Below are 14,352 nucleotides of genomic sequence, written 5' to 3' on the forward strand. Positions count from 1 at the left end.
CCTTACAGAACCGCCATTTCGGAAAAATCGGGCGCGCCAGGTCACGGCGCGCCGCGGTGGATCGCGCGGACCGCGTCGATCGTGTCGGCCTCCTCGGGGCGCTTGTCCTCGCGATACCGCAGGACGCGCGCGAACCGCAGCGCCACCCCGCCCGGATAGCGCGGCGAGGTCTGCACCCCGTCGAAGGCCACCTCGACCACCAGCTCGGGCCGCACCCGCACGACCCACTCGGACTCCTCGACGGCGAGGGCCCGCAGCCGCTCGGTCTGCCAGCGCAGCATCTCGTCGGTCATGCCCTTGAAGGTCTTGCCCAGCATCACGAAACCGCCGGTCTGCGGGTCGCGGGCGCCCAGGTGGAGGTTGGACAGCCAGCCCCGGCGCCGGCCGTGGCCCCACTCGACGGCGAGGACGACCAGGTCGAGCGTGTGGCGGGGCTTGACCTTGACCCAGGCGGCGCCGCGGCGGCCCACGTCGTAGGGCGCGGCGGCCGACTTGATCACCAGGCCCTCGTGGCCGTCGGCGACCGCGCGGGCGAATGCCTCCTCCGCCGCCTCGGGCGTGTCGAGCATCGTGCGCTCGACCCGCAGGAGCGGCGGGACGACCCGCTCCAACGCCGCCCAGCGGGTCGACGCCGGCTCGTCGAGCAGGTCGGCGCCGTCCAGGTGCAGGATGTCGAAGAAGAACGGCTGCAGGATCGACACCCCGTCGCGGCGGGCGGCCCGGCTGGCGGTCTCCTGGAACGGGATCGCCCGGCCGCTGCCCGGGTCGACGCCGACCGCCTCGCCGTCGAGCACGATCGAGGCGACGTCCAGCGCGGCGACGGCGGCGACCACGCCCGGGACCCGCGCGGTGATGTCATCGAGGCTGCGGCTGAAGACCGACACAGCCGGACCTTCCCGGTGCACCTGGATGCGCACGCCGTCGATCTTGATGTCGGCGGCGGCCGGCACGCCGGTCGCGGTGAGCGCCTCGGTGGCGTTGGGCGCGCTGGAGGCGAGCATGGGGGCGAGCGGCCGCCCGACGGTCAGGCGGTAGGCGTCGAGGGCCTCGGCCCCGCCGAGCAGCGCATCGACGGCGACGGCCTTGAGATCGCCGGCGAGCAGCAGCGCCCGGCGGATCGCGGTGGAGGGGAGCCCCGCGGCCCGGGCGAGCGCGTCGGCCAGCAGGCCGGCCTGTGCACCCTGGCGCAGCTCGCCGCTGAGCAGGCCGACGAGCAGGCGGCGCTCCGGCTCGGTGGCGGCGCCGAAGAGGGCGGCCACCTCGGCGCGGCGGGCAGCCTGCGAGCCCTTGCCGGACAGCTCCGACATGCGCTGGAAGGCAATGTCGACGTCGGCGACGCTCAGCGAGGCCTCGGCGGCGGGCGGCGGCAGGTCGCGGAGGCTCGCGTAGCCGACCCCGGTCTGACGCTGGCGCAGCTCGCCGGCGAGGTAACCGGCGCCGGCCGACACGGTGCGCTCGTCGCCGCCGGCGGCCAGCCCGCGAAGCGCGGCGGCGAGCAGCTCGATCTTGGCGTTGCGCGCCGGTGTGGCGGCCACCGCCCTCGACACCCCGGCCAGCTCGTCGAATTGCATACCCGGGATTCTGCCTCCGGGGTACGACAAAAATGTGGATCAGGCGTAAGCGCGGCCGCGGTGTGACCCGGCACAACTGTGGATCATCCGACTGGACGGCGACATCCGGTCCCTGCTGACGGAACATAGTCGTGTGAGCACAGTCCGTGAGCAGCGGCCCTACTGGGCGCTGTTCGTCGCGCTCGGCACGGCGGCGGCCGGCGCGTTCGTGGCGCTGCGCGCGTCCGGCGCCGCACCGTGGCTAACCGGCGCCCTGTACACGGGCCTGTCGGTGGTCACGGCCGTCGTCGTCCTGGTCGCCACGTGGCGCTACCGCCCGAAGGGCCGCGCCGGCTGGTACCTGCTCGGCGCCGGCCAGCTCGCCTACTCCGTCGGCGACTCCATCCACCTGGTGCGGAACACCCTGCAGGGCAACTCGGCGTTCCCGAGCGCCGCCGACGCGATGCACCTGGCGCAGTACCCCCTCATCGTCGCCGCCCTCGTGTCCTTCGTGCGCCGCCGCGCCCCGTCGCTTGTCGACGCGGGCATTCTGGCCATCGCCGCCGGCCTGCTGTCCTGGGTGTACCTCATCCCGCTCACCGCCGCGGAAGGCATGCCGGCGGCCGCGCGCGCGGTGACCGTCACCCACCCGGTCGGCGACCTGGTCGTGCTCGTCATCGGCCTGCGCCTGCTGCGCGGCGGCGGCGCGCACACCCCCAGCTGCCTGATGCTGCTGGCCGGCCTGCTCGCGATGCTCGCCGGCGACACCGTCCTCACGCTGCTGGGCGACGGCGCGACAGGGATCGGGTGCTTCCTGTGGCTGTTGACGTACGCGCTGCTCGGGGGCGCCGCGCTGCACCCGTCCATGCGCCGCGTCGACGAACCGGCCGACGTCCGCGCCGTGCCGACGTCCGCGCGCCTGGTCGCGCTGGCCGCCGCCTCCTTGTTGGCTCCGGTGGTACTGCTGGTGCAGTACCAAAACGGAGAAACGCGCGACGTCCCGCTCATCGCCGTCGCCTGCGCGCTGCTGTTCCTGCTCGTCCTCGGGCGCATGGCCGGCCTCGTCGCCGACCAGCGCCGCCTGGCCGTCACCGACGCGCTGACCGGCCTCGCCACTCGCCGCGCCTTCGAGGAGCGCCTCCGCGCGCCGCGGCGCAAGGCCCCCTTCGGCGTCGTACTGCTCGATATCGACCACTTCAAACGCATCAACGACTCGTTCGGCCACCCCGCCGGCGACCGGGTCCTGCGCGAGGTCGCGGCCCGGCTGCACGCCGCGGCCGGCCCCGGCGTGCTGCTCGCCCGATACGGCGGGGAGGAGTTCGCGCTGCTCGCGCCCGGCGCCGCGGCACCGCAGACGGCCGCTCTGGCGGATCGGGTGCGCGCCGCGGTCGGCGGCGGGCCGGTCGACCTGGGCGACGGCGTTCTCCGCGACGTCACGGTTTCCGCCGGTACTGCGGTGCTGCCGTCCGACACCACATCGCCCGACGAGCTGATCGCGCTGGCCGACCGGGCCCTCTACGCCGCGAAGCGCGCCGGCCGTGATCGGGCCGTCGCCGCGGGCGCGCTGCCGCCCGAGCACGTGGCCACGATCACCCACCGCCCCGCGCCCGACGCCGACGAGTGGCCGACCCCGCTCCCCCGCCGCCGTACTCGACTCGAAGCCGCCTGACGGGCTGTCCAACTGCGGTTGCTACGCAGTTGGACAGCCCGCATCGCCGCCTCGCTGACCCGGCGCGCGCCCGACCCACCGCAGTCCGGTCGAAGCGCGACCTCGCCAGTCCGCCCGCGCGGCGACGAGCTCCAAGCCGCCGGACGTTGACGCGACGTACAGCGTACGTCTAACGTGGATGACGTACAGCATACGTCGAGCCGTACGTCGTACGTATCGGGGAGGTTCGCGATGTCCGAAGCCCGCACCGGGGGCGGCCTGCTGCACCGGCTGACGCACATGGTCCCGGGAGTCCCGGAACACACCGACCGGCCGCGCGGCCACCAGGGCCGCTCGCCGAGCCTGAAGGGACGCTCCCCGCGGCTGCAGGGGCGGTCGCCCTCGTTCAATCACACAACTGGACGGCCGCCGCGCGTACTGGTCGGGTGGCAGCGCCGGATCGCCGCGTTCTTCGGCCGCGAACTGCCGTGATCGAGCACGCGGCCGACGAGTCCGGGGCCAGGGCCGGCGCGATCGTCGTTGCGGCACGGGCAGCGGGGCACGGCGGCCCTTCACACCTGCCGATGCCACGTGGATCTGTGCCGCTGGTCCCGACCGACAACGCCGCGCTGTCCGCCCAGGCAGGGCTGCACTGGCGGGGGCGGCTCGTCGAGCTCATCCTGCCCGCCCTGTTCTCCCAGGTCGCGAGCCGGCCACGGTGCCCGGAATAGCGCGTGGCGCCCCGGCATGATGCCGGGGCGCCACCTTCGCGCTGGAGGTAGGGAACGTCAGCCGCGCCACTCGAAGCCGGACTCCACGACGACCTTGTCCGCCGTGGCGGCGATCCGGTCGGCGAAGCGGTTCGCGTGGTGGCCGCAGAAGGACAGTTCGCCGGCGCTGCCGAACGTCACCGTCAGCTTGGCCGCCGCGCCGCAGCTGTCGCAGCGCTCGTCCGTCAGCTCGGGGACGACGTGAACGGCCGGGCGCGAGATCAGCATCGGGGTCATTTCAGTCTCCTCGAGTCGTAACGGAGGGCTGCTGCCCGGAATATGGCATTTCCGGGTGTTGCGGCTTACCGGACCAACATTACGTTCGCCGGAATTGAGCGCCTAGTTCGTAAGCGTTGGCATTTAGTCACTGGTTGGTTGCCGGAACCGACCGTTCGTCCGATGCAGCACCGGCGCGCTCCACATACCCGACCAGCAACATTTCGACACCAGGCGACCCGGCCGGCGGCCCCATGCACGACCGGGTGCGGGCCATGCGGCGCAGGTCCACGGTGGACAAAGCCCGCCACCCCGACTACGTGCACCGCCTGGTCCCGTCATCACGAAGGGTGCAACCGCCTTCGACATACGGGTAATCCCGCAAAATCACCCTCAATAGGGGCGAATCAGCCATAGGTGTGGGCAGTCACAAGGTGAGACCGCAAGGGGGACCGCCATGAGCACCGCCAGAGACTCCATCGAGGTGGCCGTACCGGTGGCAGTTGCCTACGAGCAGCTCACCCACTTCGAGAACTACCCACAGTTCATGTCCGGTGTGATGAGCATGGCGCCGATCGACGCCTCGACCGCGCACGTGGTGCTCGACATCGGCGGCAACCGCGCCGAGTTCGACGCGCGCATCACCGAGACGCGCACGGACGAGTTCCTGTGCTGGGAGGCGACGGACGGGCCCCAGGTCATGGAGGCGCTGCGGCTGGAGCCGGTGGCCGACGACATGACCCGCGTGATCGCCGAGCTGCAGATCGACGCCCGGGAGCTGATGCCGACCGAGCAGCACGCCGTGGAGATCCTCAACCGGCGGCTGAGGTCCGACCTCAAGGGCTTCAAGCGATTCTGCGAGGAGTCCGCGGCGCGCGACATGGCGGCGGAGACGACGTCCGCCCCGGACATGGCCACGGCGTCCGCCGAGGAGACCAGCGACGAGGCCAAGCCGCGGCCGAGCCCGGCGACCATCGCCCGCGGCATCGCCTCGGCGTCGGGCCTGACCCACGCCACCAACGAGCGCCCGGCGCAGCCGGCCCCGCCGACCGGCAACCTGGGGCCGATGCAGCACCCGGCCCGCCCTCGTCAAGAGCACGACCTCTGAGCGCCACGAACGAAAGCTAGACCGTCGCGAACGCCGACTCGATCCGTTCCTCCACGTCCTCCCAGTCGGGCTCGCGCAGGTCCATGCCGACCCAGCCGCGGTGTCCGACGTAGGGCGGACGGAAGTACACCCGCGGATCCTGCTCGATGAGCAGCTCCTGCACGCCTTCCGGCGCCGCGCACCACAGGTGCGGGAACTGGTTCTGGTGGTGCCCGTCCGGCCACACCTGCACGAACGCCTTGCGCCCGCGCTTGAACAGCGGGGTGCCGTGGCTGACGTGCTCGGTGACGCCCGGCAGCGCCAGGCACAGCTCGCGGACCCGGGTCACGACGTCGGTCACGGACTCGAGCCTAAATGAGGATGCGACGGCCCGGCCCTTCCCCGGGGGCCGGGCCGTCGTGGTTCCTACGCCGGGATGGTCACGCGCTGGGCATTCGTGGCGTTGCAGTCCCACAGCTGCAGTTGGGTCCCGTCGGCGGTACTGCTGGACGGATCGTCAAGGCACCGGCCCGACTGCGGGTTGCGCAGGGCCTGGCTCGCGGACACGTAGGTCCACTGCTGCGCGCCCGTGCCGTTGCAGTCCCACAGCTGCAGCTTGGTGCCGTTGGCGGTGCCGCCGGAGGTGACGTCGAGACACTTGCCGAGCGCCCGCAGCGTGCCGTCGCCCGGCAGGGTCCACTGCTGCGCGCCGGTGCCGTTGCACGTCCAGATCTGGATTCTCGTGCCGTTGGCCGTGGCCGAGCCGTTCACGTCGACGCACTTGCCGAGCTGCACGAGCGTCACCGGCCCGGTGTGCGAGCCGCCTCCCCCGCCGCCGCTGGTGAGCAGGAACCGGTTGTTGGCCGTGTTCCAGTGCGTGGCCAGGTAGGACCCGGCCGGCGGGTTGGTGTTGAAGTAGTCGTCCTTGTTGCAGTCGAGCCGGTTGTCCTGGGCCTGGTCGCCGCAGACGATGCGCAGCACCGTGCCCGGCCCGTCGTTGTAGCACATGATGTCGTAGTCGTCGGTGCAGTGGCCGTAGTTAGTGTGGTTCGGCGAGCTGCTCATCACCGCGCCCATCGCGTGCGTGAGCTCGTGCGCCGCCGGCCCCGAGCCCCAGCAGCCCGAGTCGACGCGGCTGAAGCTGGCGCCGGAGTTGTTGGCGTTGTTCTGCCCCGGCTGGTCGTCCAGCGTCACGTAGGCGACGCCGCACAACGCGGTGGCGTCGACGTACATGAGGTACTTGCGGTCGCTGCGGTTGTACCCGAGGGCCTTGATCGCGTTGACGGAGTTGCCGAAGTCGCCGAGCGCGCTGTTGGCGATGGCCACGTCGGTCACCGAGATCTGGCAGCTGCCGTCGGTGACGAAGCGGATGTGCCGCACGCCGCCGGTCTGTGCCGCGCTCGCGCTGTAGATGTCGTCCACACCGGAGGTCCAGGTGCGGATCGAGGCGAGGTACTGGCTGTACCGGTCGGCGTTGCCCGAGCCGTGGATGTACAACACCTGGACGCGGTAGCCGCTCTGCCCGTCGCCGTCGCAGACCACGCTCAGCGGCGCGGCGGCGAGCGAGGACAGCGGCGCGACCGAGCGCGTGACGTCGAGCCCGGCGAAGGCCGCGTCGGGCCCGTGCGTGCAGGCGCCGGGCACGGCCTTGAGCTCGAGCAGCCCCTTGCAGCGGCCCGTGCCGGCCTTGAAGCCGTCGTACACGAGCCCCCGGGCGGGATCGTTGGACGGCACGACGCCGTCACCGGGCACGCGGGCCGCGGCGGGCGCGGCCCCGAGCCCCGCGGCGAGCAGCGCCACACAGATGGCGAGCAAGGCTCGCCGAGGGCGGAGGATGAATGGGTACATTGACACGCTCCCGTTGGCGGACGGGTCTGGAACGCCCAGTGTGTGCCAGTGCTACGCCATCGAACAATGTCGAACAAGGAATTGTTTAACTTTGTTCACAACTCGCAGTCGTCAGTGGTCGTACAGCGCGAAGAAGCCGACCGCCTGCTCGGGGTCGAAGTAGAAGCGCCGCCAGCGCGCCTGCGGCTCCTCCTGGTCGTACACCTTGCTGTGCCGCCAGTGCACGCCCGCCGGCACGAACGGGGCGAGCGCGTCCCACATCTGCGCCGGCGTGTCGAGCTCGTTCGGGTCCGGCGAGGGCCCGACGGCGCTCCAGTCGTAGCGCTCGGCCAGATCCTTGGCGTCGGCCGGCCGCAGCTTGACGATGCCCTGGTACTCCCAGTCGGTCGGCCCCGGCGCGCGATCGCACGGATCGCCGGAGGCGCGCCGCTGCCAGTGGATCTCGACGTAGTCGCCGAGGTCGGGCAGCTCCGCCGGCGGGTCCCAGCGATCGGTGCGCACGTTGCCCTCGTCGGCCTGCGCCGACGCCTGGCACGACGCGTTCTCCGCTTTGCCCGGCTGCTCGGTGCAGCCCGCCGCGCCCGCCACCACCAGCGCCGCGATCAGCACGCCGGCCTGCTTCCGTCTCGACACCCGACGATCATTGCAGCCACAGCGGGGGGCCGGTTCATCGGCACCGGCGTGGCGGTGCAATCGCCCGATGCGGGGTAGGCGCACAGGTTGCGAATGCGATCCGGCGATCCATCCCCGACGCCCGGGTGGTGAGTACCGATGTTGCGATCCCTCCTCGTCGCCGCGCTCCTGCTGCCGCCGCCCGTCCAGCAGGCTCCGCCGGCGCAGCCGCCGCCGATAACGTCCGGAGACCGGGTGTACACGGCGGATCAGACCTCCAACACGGTCACGGTGATCGACCCGCACGCGAACCGGGTCCTCGGCACCATCCCGCTCGGCAAAGTCCGGATGGACACCGACGCGGACACCCTCGGCGCCATGTACAACGGCCAGATCGACGTTCACGGCCTGGGGTTCTCGCGTGACGGACGGTATCTGGACGTGATCGACGTGACCACCAACGCCGCCCACGTCGTCGACACCGCCACCAACAAGGTCGTCCACACCATCTACCTGGGCCGGGCCACCCACGAGGGGTTCATCTCCCCCGACGGCAAGGAACTCTGGGTTGCCGAGCGCGGCCAGGACACCATCGCGGTCGTCGACTGGCGCAACGAGCGGGTGCTCGACCGGATCGTCTCCGAGGACGGCCCGTCGAAGGTGGTCTTCAGCCCGGACGGCAAGCTGGCCTACGTCAATCACCTGCGAGCCGACGCCGTGGACGTCATCGATGTGGCGAGCCGCCACATCGTCACCCGGGTTGCCATCCCGGCTCGGGCGGGCGGGTCGTCCGACGAGGCCATCTCCCCCGACGGCCGGGAACTGTGGCTCGGAATGCCGAACAACGGCCGTACCACCACCGTGCTCAACACCGAGACGCACAAGGTGCAGGCGGTCCTCGACACGGGCCCCCGCACCAACCACCCGAACTTCGCCACCGTCGGCGGCGTCGACTACGCCTACATGACCGTCGGCGATCTCGACCAGACACTGGTGTACCGCCGGGATCCCACCGGAAAGCCGCCCACACTGGTCCACCGCATCCAGCACCGCGGACACGGACCGCACGGCATCTGGCCGTCACCGGACGGCACCCGCATGTACGTGGCCATGCAGTACTCGGACACGGTCGAGGTCATCGACACGGCCGCGAACAAGGTGGTCGGCTCGATGCGGTCCGGCCAGTCACCGATGGCGCTGGTCTACGTCGCCCGTTCCGGCCCGGGCAGCACGACCGGCCTCGGCCGGCAGGGCCTCGACCAGCGCAACGAGGTGCTGAAGGTCGACGTGCAGAACAGCGACGGCTCCGGTACCGCCCAGATCCGTTCCCTGCCCGGCCTGGACGAGATCATCGTCGACGTGCGCGGGCTGCGGCCGAACCAGCGGTACACCGTCTACGCCGCCCGGGGTCACGACACGACGGTGCTGCTGTCCGCGACGGCCAACGCCGCGGGCGCCATGCCGGAGGTCCCCGCCTACGTGCAGTTCTTCGCCAACCGCTGGGACCGCGTCATCGTCCGGCCCGCGCCGTCGGGAGGATGACCCCTGAGATCATGGTGTCTTCGTGCTCGTGCCGTACTGCTGCTTGAGCGTCAGGTAGTCGCCCAGGCCCAGGCCGCGGTAGGCGGTCGAGCAGTCGGGCAGGCCGTCGGTCATGGTGAGCGCCGAGTGCTGCGCGAAGGCGACGTGGCCGAGTCCGAAGGCGTGGCCGAACTCGTGGGTGACCGTGCCCTCGAGGTCCCAGCGGTTGCTGCACGACGGCGGGGTGGTCAGGAAGAACAGGCCCGCGCTGTCGTCGACGAGGATGTCGGTCTCGACGCTGCGGCCGTTCTCCTTCTCGCCGTACCACCAGATGCACGTGACGGCGAGCAGGCCCTGGTTCAGCGGGCCGAAGGAGACCGCGTTGTGGCCGTCGCGCTCGCCGCAGCCGCCCGACGGGGTCACGCCCGCGATGTAGTCGGTCTTGCCGGCGTACGACTCGGAAATCCCGAGGTTCTCGGGCAGTCCGCAGTCGTTGCGCCCGTTCTCGACGTTCGTGGCCGCGTTGCGCAGGGCGTTCACGACTGCCGTGTGGTCGCCGAGGTACGCCGGGATGGTCCGCTCGTTCACCCGCCACTTGAGCTCGCTGCGCCAGCGCATCCCCAGCCACGTGCCGGCCGGGTCGGAGCAGCGAGCGCCGTCCATGGCGGCCTCGGCCGGCTGCCCGATCGGCGGGCCGGGCACGACGACCGCGAAGCGCGCGGTCCGCATCGCCATGGGCGGCTCACCCACCAGCCCGGCCGCGCAGAGGACCAGCGGGAGCAGGGCCCGCAGGATCGCCGCCAGACCGTTGTCGATCTTTGGCACAACATTATTCTGGTCCGCGGTACCACGCGCGGGGGTGACTTTCGGCAAATGCGCCACTGACGCCATGGCACCGCTGATGCCCTTCCGCGGCGGGTCGACACCCACCCGGCACCCCGCAGCCGGGTGATCGGGACAGCCGGGGCGGTCAGGTCAGGTCATGGTGTGGTGCGGGTCAGCCCGTTGAGGGCCGGCAGTTGCTGCGCGGCTTCGCGGTCGGCCTTCTGCAGTTCTCGGTACACCTCTTCGCGGTGGACCTGGATGCTGCGGGGTGCCGTGATGCCCAGCCGCACCACGTCGCCGCGCACGTCGAGCACGGTGACGACGACATCGTCGCCGACCATGAGGCTTTCACCGGGACGTCGGGTCAGAACGAGCACGAGCCGCTCCTTCGCTGGGCGATAAGGCGAACAGTACCCGATTTGTCGCCAACGCACGGACGAACAGGGCCGGCGTGCGTTGTTCCGCACACCGGCCCCGTTCGGCACCCGTTCGGCACCCCTGGGGAAACCTCAGCGGGTGGCGACCAGCTCCCCGTCGACCTCCCGGGCGCGGTGCGCCGGCGCCGGACGGCGGCGCATGAAGCGCGGCGCCCACCAGTTGGCGTTGCCCAGCAGGGTCATCACCGAGGGCAGCACGACCGCCCGGATGATCGTGGCGTCGAGCAGGATCGCCGCGGCCAGGCCGACGCCGAGCTGCTTCATGTCGACCGTGCTCAGCGTGGCGAAGATGGAGAACACCGCCACCATCACCACCGCCGCGCTGGTCACCACGCCGGCCGAGCCGGAGATGCCCTGCGCGACCGCCTCGCGGGTGGTCAGGCCCCGGCGCACCGCCTCGCGAATCCGGCTGACCACGAAGACGTGGTAGTCCATCGAGAGGCCGAACAGCACCACGAAGAGGAACAGCGGCAGCCAGGACACCACCGCGTCCATGGACTTGAAGCCCAGGATGCCCTCGGCCCAGGTGCCCTGGAAGATGAGCACCACCAGGCCGTAGGAGGCGGCCGCCGACAGCATGTTCAGCGCGATGGAGGTCACCGCGATCACCACCGAGCGGAACGTGAACGCCATGACCAGGAACGTCAGCACGAGCACGAAGCCCATGACGATCGGCAGCTTGTGCTTGACGTGGTCGGCGTAGTCGACGTCCGCAGCGACGAACCCGCCCACGGCGCTCTGCGCGCCCGGCACCCCGCCGAGCGTCTGCGGCACCAGCTGGGTGCGCAGCCGGGTCAGGGACTCCTTCGCCTGGTCGGAGCGGCCCTCGAACGGCGTGGCGACGTCGAGCACGGCGACCTTGCCGTCCTTGGAGACCTGGATGTCCGGCTCGGCGTCCAGCGGCGCGAACAGCGGGTCGGACGAGGCCTTCTGCGCCAGCTGGGTCAGCGCGGCCTTGGTGTTGTCCAGCTGCCCCTCCGGGACCCGCACGGCGACGGTGTGCACCGTGCCGTTGCTCGGGAAGGCCTTCACCAGCCGGTCGTACGCCTGCATCGCCGGCGTGGTGCGCGGCAGGTCCTCCATGCCGGGGAACGTCAGCCGCATGGACAGCGCCGGAGCGGCCAGCGCCAGCAGGGCCAGCACCGAGATCGTGAGCGTCGCCGCCGGCCGGCGCAGCGCCGGGCGCAGCAGGAACGACCAGACCCGGGAGCCGCGCTCGTCGGTGCGCGGACGGGTGAGGCGCCACAGCAGCGGCACGCGCGGCCGGTCGATCCAGCGGCCGAGCTTGGACAGCAGCGCCGGCAGCACGGTCAGCGAGCCGAGCACGGCGACCAGCACGACCAGGATGGAGCCCACCGCCAGGGACGAGAAGACCACGTCGCCGGCGAGGAACAGCCCGGCCATCGCGATCGTCACGGCGATGCCGGAGACGACGACGGCGTGCCCGGAGGTCTCCGCGGCGATCTCGACCGCGTCGAGGTGCTCGCGGCCCTTGGCCCGCTCCTCGCGCTCGCGGCGCAGGTAGAACAGGGAGTAGTCGACGCCGACGGCCATGCCGATCAGCAGGATGACGCTGGAGGTGGTGTCGGTCGACGGGACCAGGTGCGAGGCCAGCGTGGAAAGGCCGAGCGCGGCGGCGACCGAGGACAGGGCGAGCAGCACCGGGATGCCGGCGGCGATGAGCGCGCCGAAGGCCACGATGAGGATCGCGAAGGTGACCGGGAGGCTGAGGTACTCGGCCCGCTTGAAGTCCTTGCCGAGCGTGTCGTCCATCGCCTTGGAGATCGACGGCCCGCCGGTCTCCTCCACCCGCAGGTCGGGGTGGCGGCCCTGGACGTCGGCGGTGGCCTTGTTCAGCGGCTCGAGGCGGTCCGAGGCGGTGTCGGGGTCGCCCTTCAGGGTGACCCGCACCAGCATGGCGCTCTTGTCGTGCGACGGCAGCGGGTCGCTGACCTCCGCGACGTCCGGCAGCGCCTTCATGGTGGCGGCGACGTCGGTGGCGGCCTTCATCGCCGCGTCGGTGTCCAGGGCGCCGGAGCGGGCGGTGATGAGCACGCTCTCCACGGCCGGGTTGTCGAAGTGCCCGTCGTCGACGATGACGTCGGCCTTGCCGGACTCGCCGATGGCCTGGTCGCGGTTGGTGGCTTCGACGGTGCCCGCCATGCTGCCGCCGACGAAGCACACGGCGACGAACACGACCCACAGTGCAATGGCGCTCCACGGGTGCTCGGCGCTCCAGCGCGCGACCCGTACGGTAATCGGTCTCTTCTCCACGCGAAAGACGCTATGGATCGGCGGGTCCGCGGACATCCGGGCTGCACCCGGCCCGCACCCGGATCCACGAACGGGGGATTCCCCTGAGTATCAGGGCGCTCAGATGTCGTTGGACGAACGGTTGCGCAGCCCGTAGCGGCTCGCGACCGGGTTCCACACCCCCAGGAACCGGTTCTTGGCGTCGGTCGCGTTCTTGGACTGCCGCTGCGCCTCGTCGTAGTAGTTCTGCCCGCCGCCACTGCAGCCGCTGGACTGCTCGGCCTGCCCCCACGGGACGAAGTTGCGGTCGGCGGCGAGGGAGAAGCCCAGCGCCTCCTTGAGCATCGAGCGCACCTGCTCGCCCTCGGGGATCGCCGAGAGGTCGAACCGGCCCACGCTGTCGATCTGCGACTGCCGCTCGTTGCCGACGGTCTGCATGTCCGAGATGGCCTTCTCGATCAGCGTGCACTTGTTGACCAGGTCGATCGCCGCGTTGAGCTTCGTGCGGCTCGAGATGCTCGCGTCGAGCAGCGCGTCCACCGCCGCCGCCTGCGCCTTCGGATCGGCCGCCGGCGTGGTCGTCGTCGGCACCACCGGCGTGGTCGGCCCCGGCGTCGGGTTCACCGGGTTCGTCGGGTTGACCGCGGTGTTGGCGACCGCGGTCGGTGACGGGCCCGCGTTGCTGTTCGACCCGCGCAGCTTGACCACGGCGATGACGGTGCTCGCGATGACCAGCACGACCACGATGACGGTCAGCGGCAGCAGCGCGCGGGTGCGGCTGGGCTTGAGCGGCTGGTAGTACCCCGGCTGAGGAGACCCGGAAATCGGAGTCACCGAGATCGGCTGCGGCGACATCGGCATGCCCGGATAGGGCGCACCGCCCGACACCGGCGGCACCTGCGGATACCCGCCGGTCGGCACCTGCTGGTACCCACCGGTCGGATACTGCGGATACCCGCCGGTCGGAAACTGCGGCACGTTGGGCGGCGGCTGCTGCGGATACCCGCCGGTCGGGAACTGCTGCCCCGGGTTCGGCGGCGACTGCGGGTACAGCGCATTCGGGAACGGCTGCAGCGGCGCCGGCGGCTGGTTCATCAGGCCGGGGTCGGAGATCGGGTTCACCTCGTACGCCGCGACGGGCGATCCCGGGTATGCACCCGCCGCGGGCGTCAACGACGAGCCACAGTTCGCGCACTGCGTCGCGGCGGCGTCGTTGCCCGGAAAGAAACAGATCGGGCAGGGCATGTGCCCGAGCGTATAGACATCTGACAACCGCGGGGAACCACCGAGCGTGCCGCGTCCCGCGCTAATGGCCGATCCTGTCACCCGTCAGGTCAGTCCCCCGCTCAGTCGGACGGACGGCCCTTTCCGCCAATCGCCACCCCGTGCGACTCACGCACGCAACTGCGTTGTCTCGCGCGCGGATGCCTGCCCGACGCGGGGCGGCACGGGCGCGGGGCGCAGAAGACGACGCGCGGAAGCGGACGCGGGAGACGACGCGCGGAAGCGGACGCGGGAGGCGGCGCGCGGACGCGGCACGGCACGGCGCGGCGCGGCGCGGCACGCGGGCGCGGCGCGCGGGCAG

Annotated in this window: 14 protein-coding genes; 5 read left to right on the plus strand and 9 right to left on the minus strand. The window is 71.4% G+C overall.

The window, feature by feature from the left end; all coding sequences use genetic code 11:
• Positions 1 to 41: 41 nt before the first annotated feature.
• Positions 42 to 1,571, minus strand: coding sequence for an ATP-dependent DNA ligase (locus ABD901_RS53590; RefSeq protein WP_345142694.1), 1,530 nt, complete (start codon positions 1,569 to 1,571; stop codon positions 42 to 44).
• A 133-nt stretch (positions 1,572 to 1,704) separates the two neighbouring features.
• Between ABD901_RS53590 and ABD901_RS53595 the strand changes: the two genes are divergently transcribed.
• The 3 genes from ABD901_RS53595 (at position 1,705) to ABD901_RS53605 (ending at position 3,929) form a co-directional block, all read left to right on the plus strand.
• Positions 1,705 to 3,219, plus strand: a complete 1,515-nt coding sequence (locus ABD901_RS53595) for a GGDEF domain-containing protein (protein WP_345142697.1) — start codon at positions 1,705 to 1,707, stop codon at positions 3,217 to 3,219.
• Positions 3,220 to 3,450: 231 nt separating this feature from the next.
• On the plus strand, positions 3,451 to 3,690 hold the full coding sequence (locus ABD901_RS53600; RefSeq protein WP_345142699.1) for a hypothetical protein: 240 nt from the start codon (positions 3,451 to 3,453) through the stop codon (positions 3,688 to 3,690).
• Positions 3,687 to 3,929 carry a hypothetical protein gene (locus ABD901_RS53605; protein WP_345142702.1) on the plus strand — a complete coding sequence of 81 codons (243 nt, stop codon included), beginning with the start codon at positions 3,687 to 3,689 and terminating at the stop codon, positions 3,927 to 3,929. The genes ABD901_RS53600 and ABD901_RS53605 overlap by 4 nt, the downstream gene beginning before the upstream one ends.
• A 57-nt stretch (positions 3,930 to 3,986) precedes the next feature.
• Here ABD901_RS53605 and ABD901_RS53610 read toward each other — a convergent pair whose 3' ends face one another.
• Complete coding sequence (locus ABD901_RS53610; protein WP_345142705.1) at positions 3,987 to 4,205, minus strand: DUF7455 domain-containing protein; 219 nt, start codon at positions 4,203 to 4,205, stop codon at positions 3,987 to 3,989.
• Between the two features lie 436 nt (positions 4,206 to 4,641).
• Here ABD901_RS53610 and ABD901_RS53615 point away from each other — a divergent pair, with 436 nt between their 5' ends.
• Complete coding sequence (locus ABD901_RS53615; RefSeq protein WP_345142707.1) at positions 4,642 to 5,292, plus strand: SRPBCC family protein; 651 nt, start codon at positions 4,642 to 4,644, stop codon at positions 5,290 to 5,292.
• A 16-nt stretch (positions 5,293 to 5,308) separates the two neighbouring features.
• Here ABD901_RS53615 and ABD901_RS53620 read toward each other — a convergent pair whose 3' ends face one another.
• From ABD901_RS53620 to ABD901_RS53630, 3 genes are all read right to left on the minus strand, one after another.
• Positions 5,309 to 5,632: an MmcQ/YjbR family DNA-binding protein gene (locus ABD901_RS53620; RefSeq protein WP_345142710.1), complete on the minus strand. Its 324-nt coding sequence runs from the start codon at positions 5,630 to 5,632 to the stop codon at positions 5,309 to 5,311.
• Between the two features lie 65 nt (positions 5,633 to 5,697).
• A complete protein-coding gene (locus ABD901_RS53625; RefSeq protein WP_345142713.1) occupies positions 5,698 to 7,119 on the minus strand; it encodes a ricin-type beta-trefoil lectin domain protein in 1,422 nt (473 codons plus the stop codon).
• A 111-nt stretch (positions 7,120 to 7,230) separates the two neighbouring features.
• On the minus strand, positions 7,231 to 7,752 hold the full coding sequence (locus ABD901_RS53630) for a hypothetical protein (protein WP_345142716.1): 522 nt from the start codon (positions 7,750 to 7,752) through the stop codon (positions 7,231 to 7,233).
• A gap of 138 nt (positions 7,753 to 7,890) precedes the next feature.
• On the opposite strand from ABD901_RS53630, the gene ABD901_RS53635 reads away from it, so the two are divergent.
• Positions 7,891 to 9,273 (plus strand): YncE family protein, encoded by a 1,383-nt coding sequence (locus tag ABD901_RS53635; RefSeq protein ID WP_345142719.1) that lies wholly within the window; start codon positions 7,891 to 7,893, stop codon positions 9,271 to 9,273.
• Between the two features lie 9 nt (positions 9,274 to 9,282).
• Here ABD901_RS53635 and ABD901_RS53640 read toward each other — a convergent pair whose 3' ends face one another.
• From ABD901_RS53640 to ABD901_RS53655, 4 genes are all read right to left on the minus strand, one after another.
• Entirely contained in the window at positions 9,283 to 10,077 is a 795-nt protein-coding gene (locus ABD901_RS53640) for a zinc metalloprotease (protein WP_345142722.1), read from the minus strand.
• 155 nt (positions 10,078 to 10,232) lie between these two features.
• Positions 10,233 to 10,454 carry a carbon storage regulator CsrA gene (csrA, locus tag ABD901_RS53645; protein WP_345142725.1) on the minus strand — a complete coding sequence of 74 codons (222 nt, stop codon included), beginning with the start codon at positions 10,452 to 10,454 and terminating at the stop codon, positions 10,233 to 10,235.
• Between the two features lie 132 nt (positions 10,455 to 10,586).
• Entirely contained in the window at positions 10,587 to 12,788 is a 2,202-nt protein-coding gene (locus ABD901_RS53650; protein ID WP_345142727.1) for an MMPL family transporter, read from the minus strand.
• Positions 12,789 to 12,887: 99 nt separating this feature from the next.
• Positions 12,888 to 14,012: a hypothetical protein gene (locus ABD901_RS53655; protein ID WP_345142730.1), complete on the minus strand. Its 1,125-nt coding sequence runs from the start codon at positions 14,010 to 14,012 to the stop codon at positions 12,888 to 12,890.
• Between the last annotated feature and the right edge of the window lie 340 nt (positions 14,013 to 14,352).

Origin of the sequence: Dactylosporangium darangshiense (assembly GCF_039537565.1) — a bacterium.
Classification (GTDB): Bacteria; Actinomycetota; Actinomycetes; order Mycobacteriales; family Micromonosporaceae; genus Dactylosporangium; species Dactylosporangium darangshiense.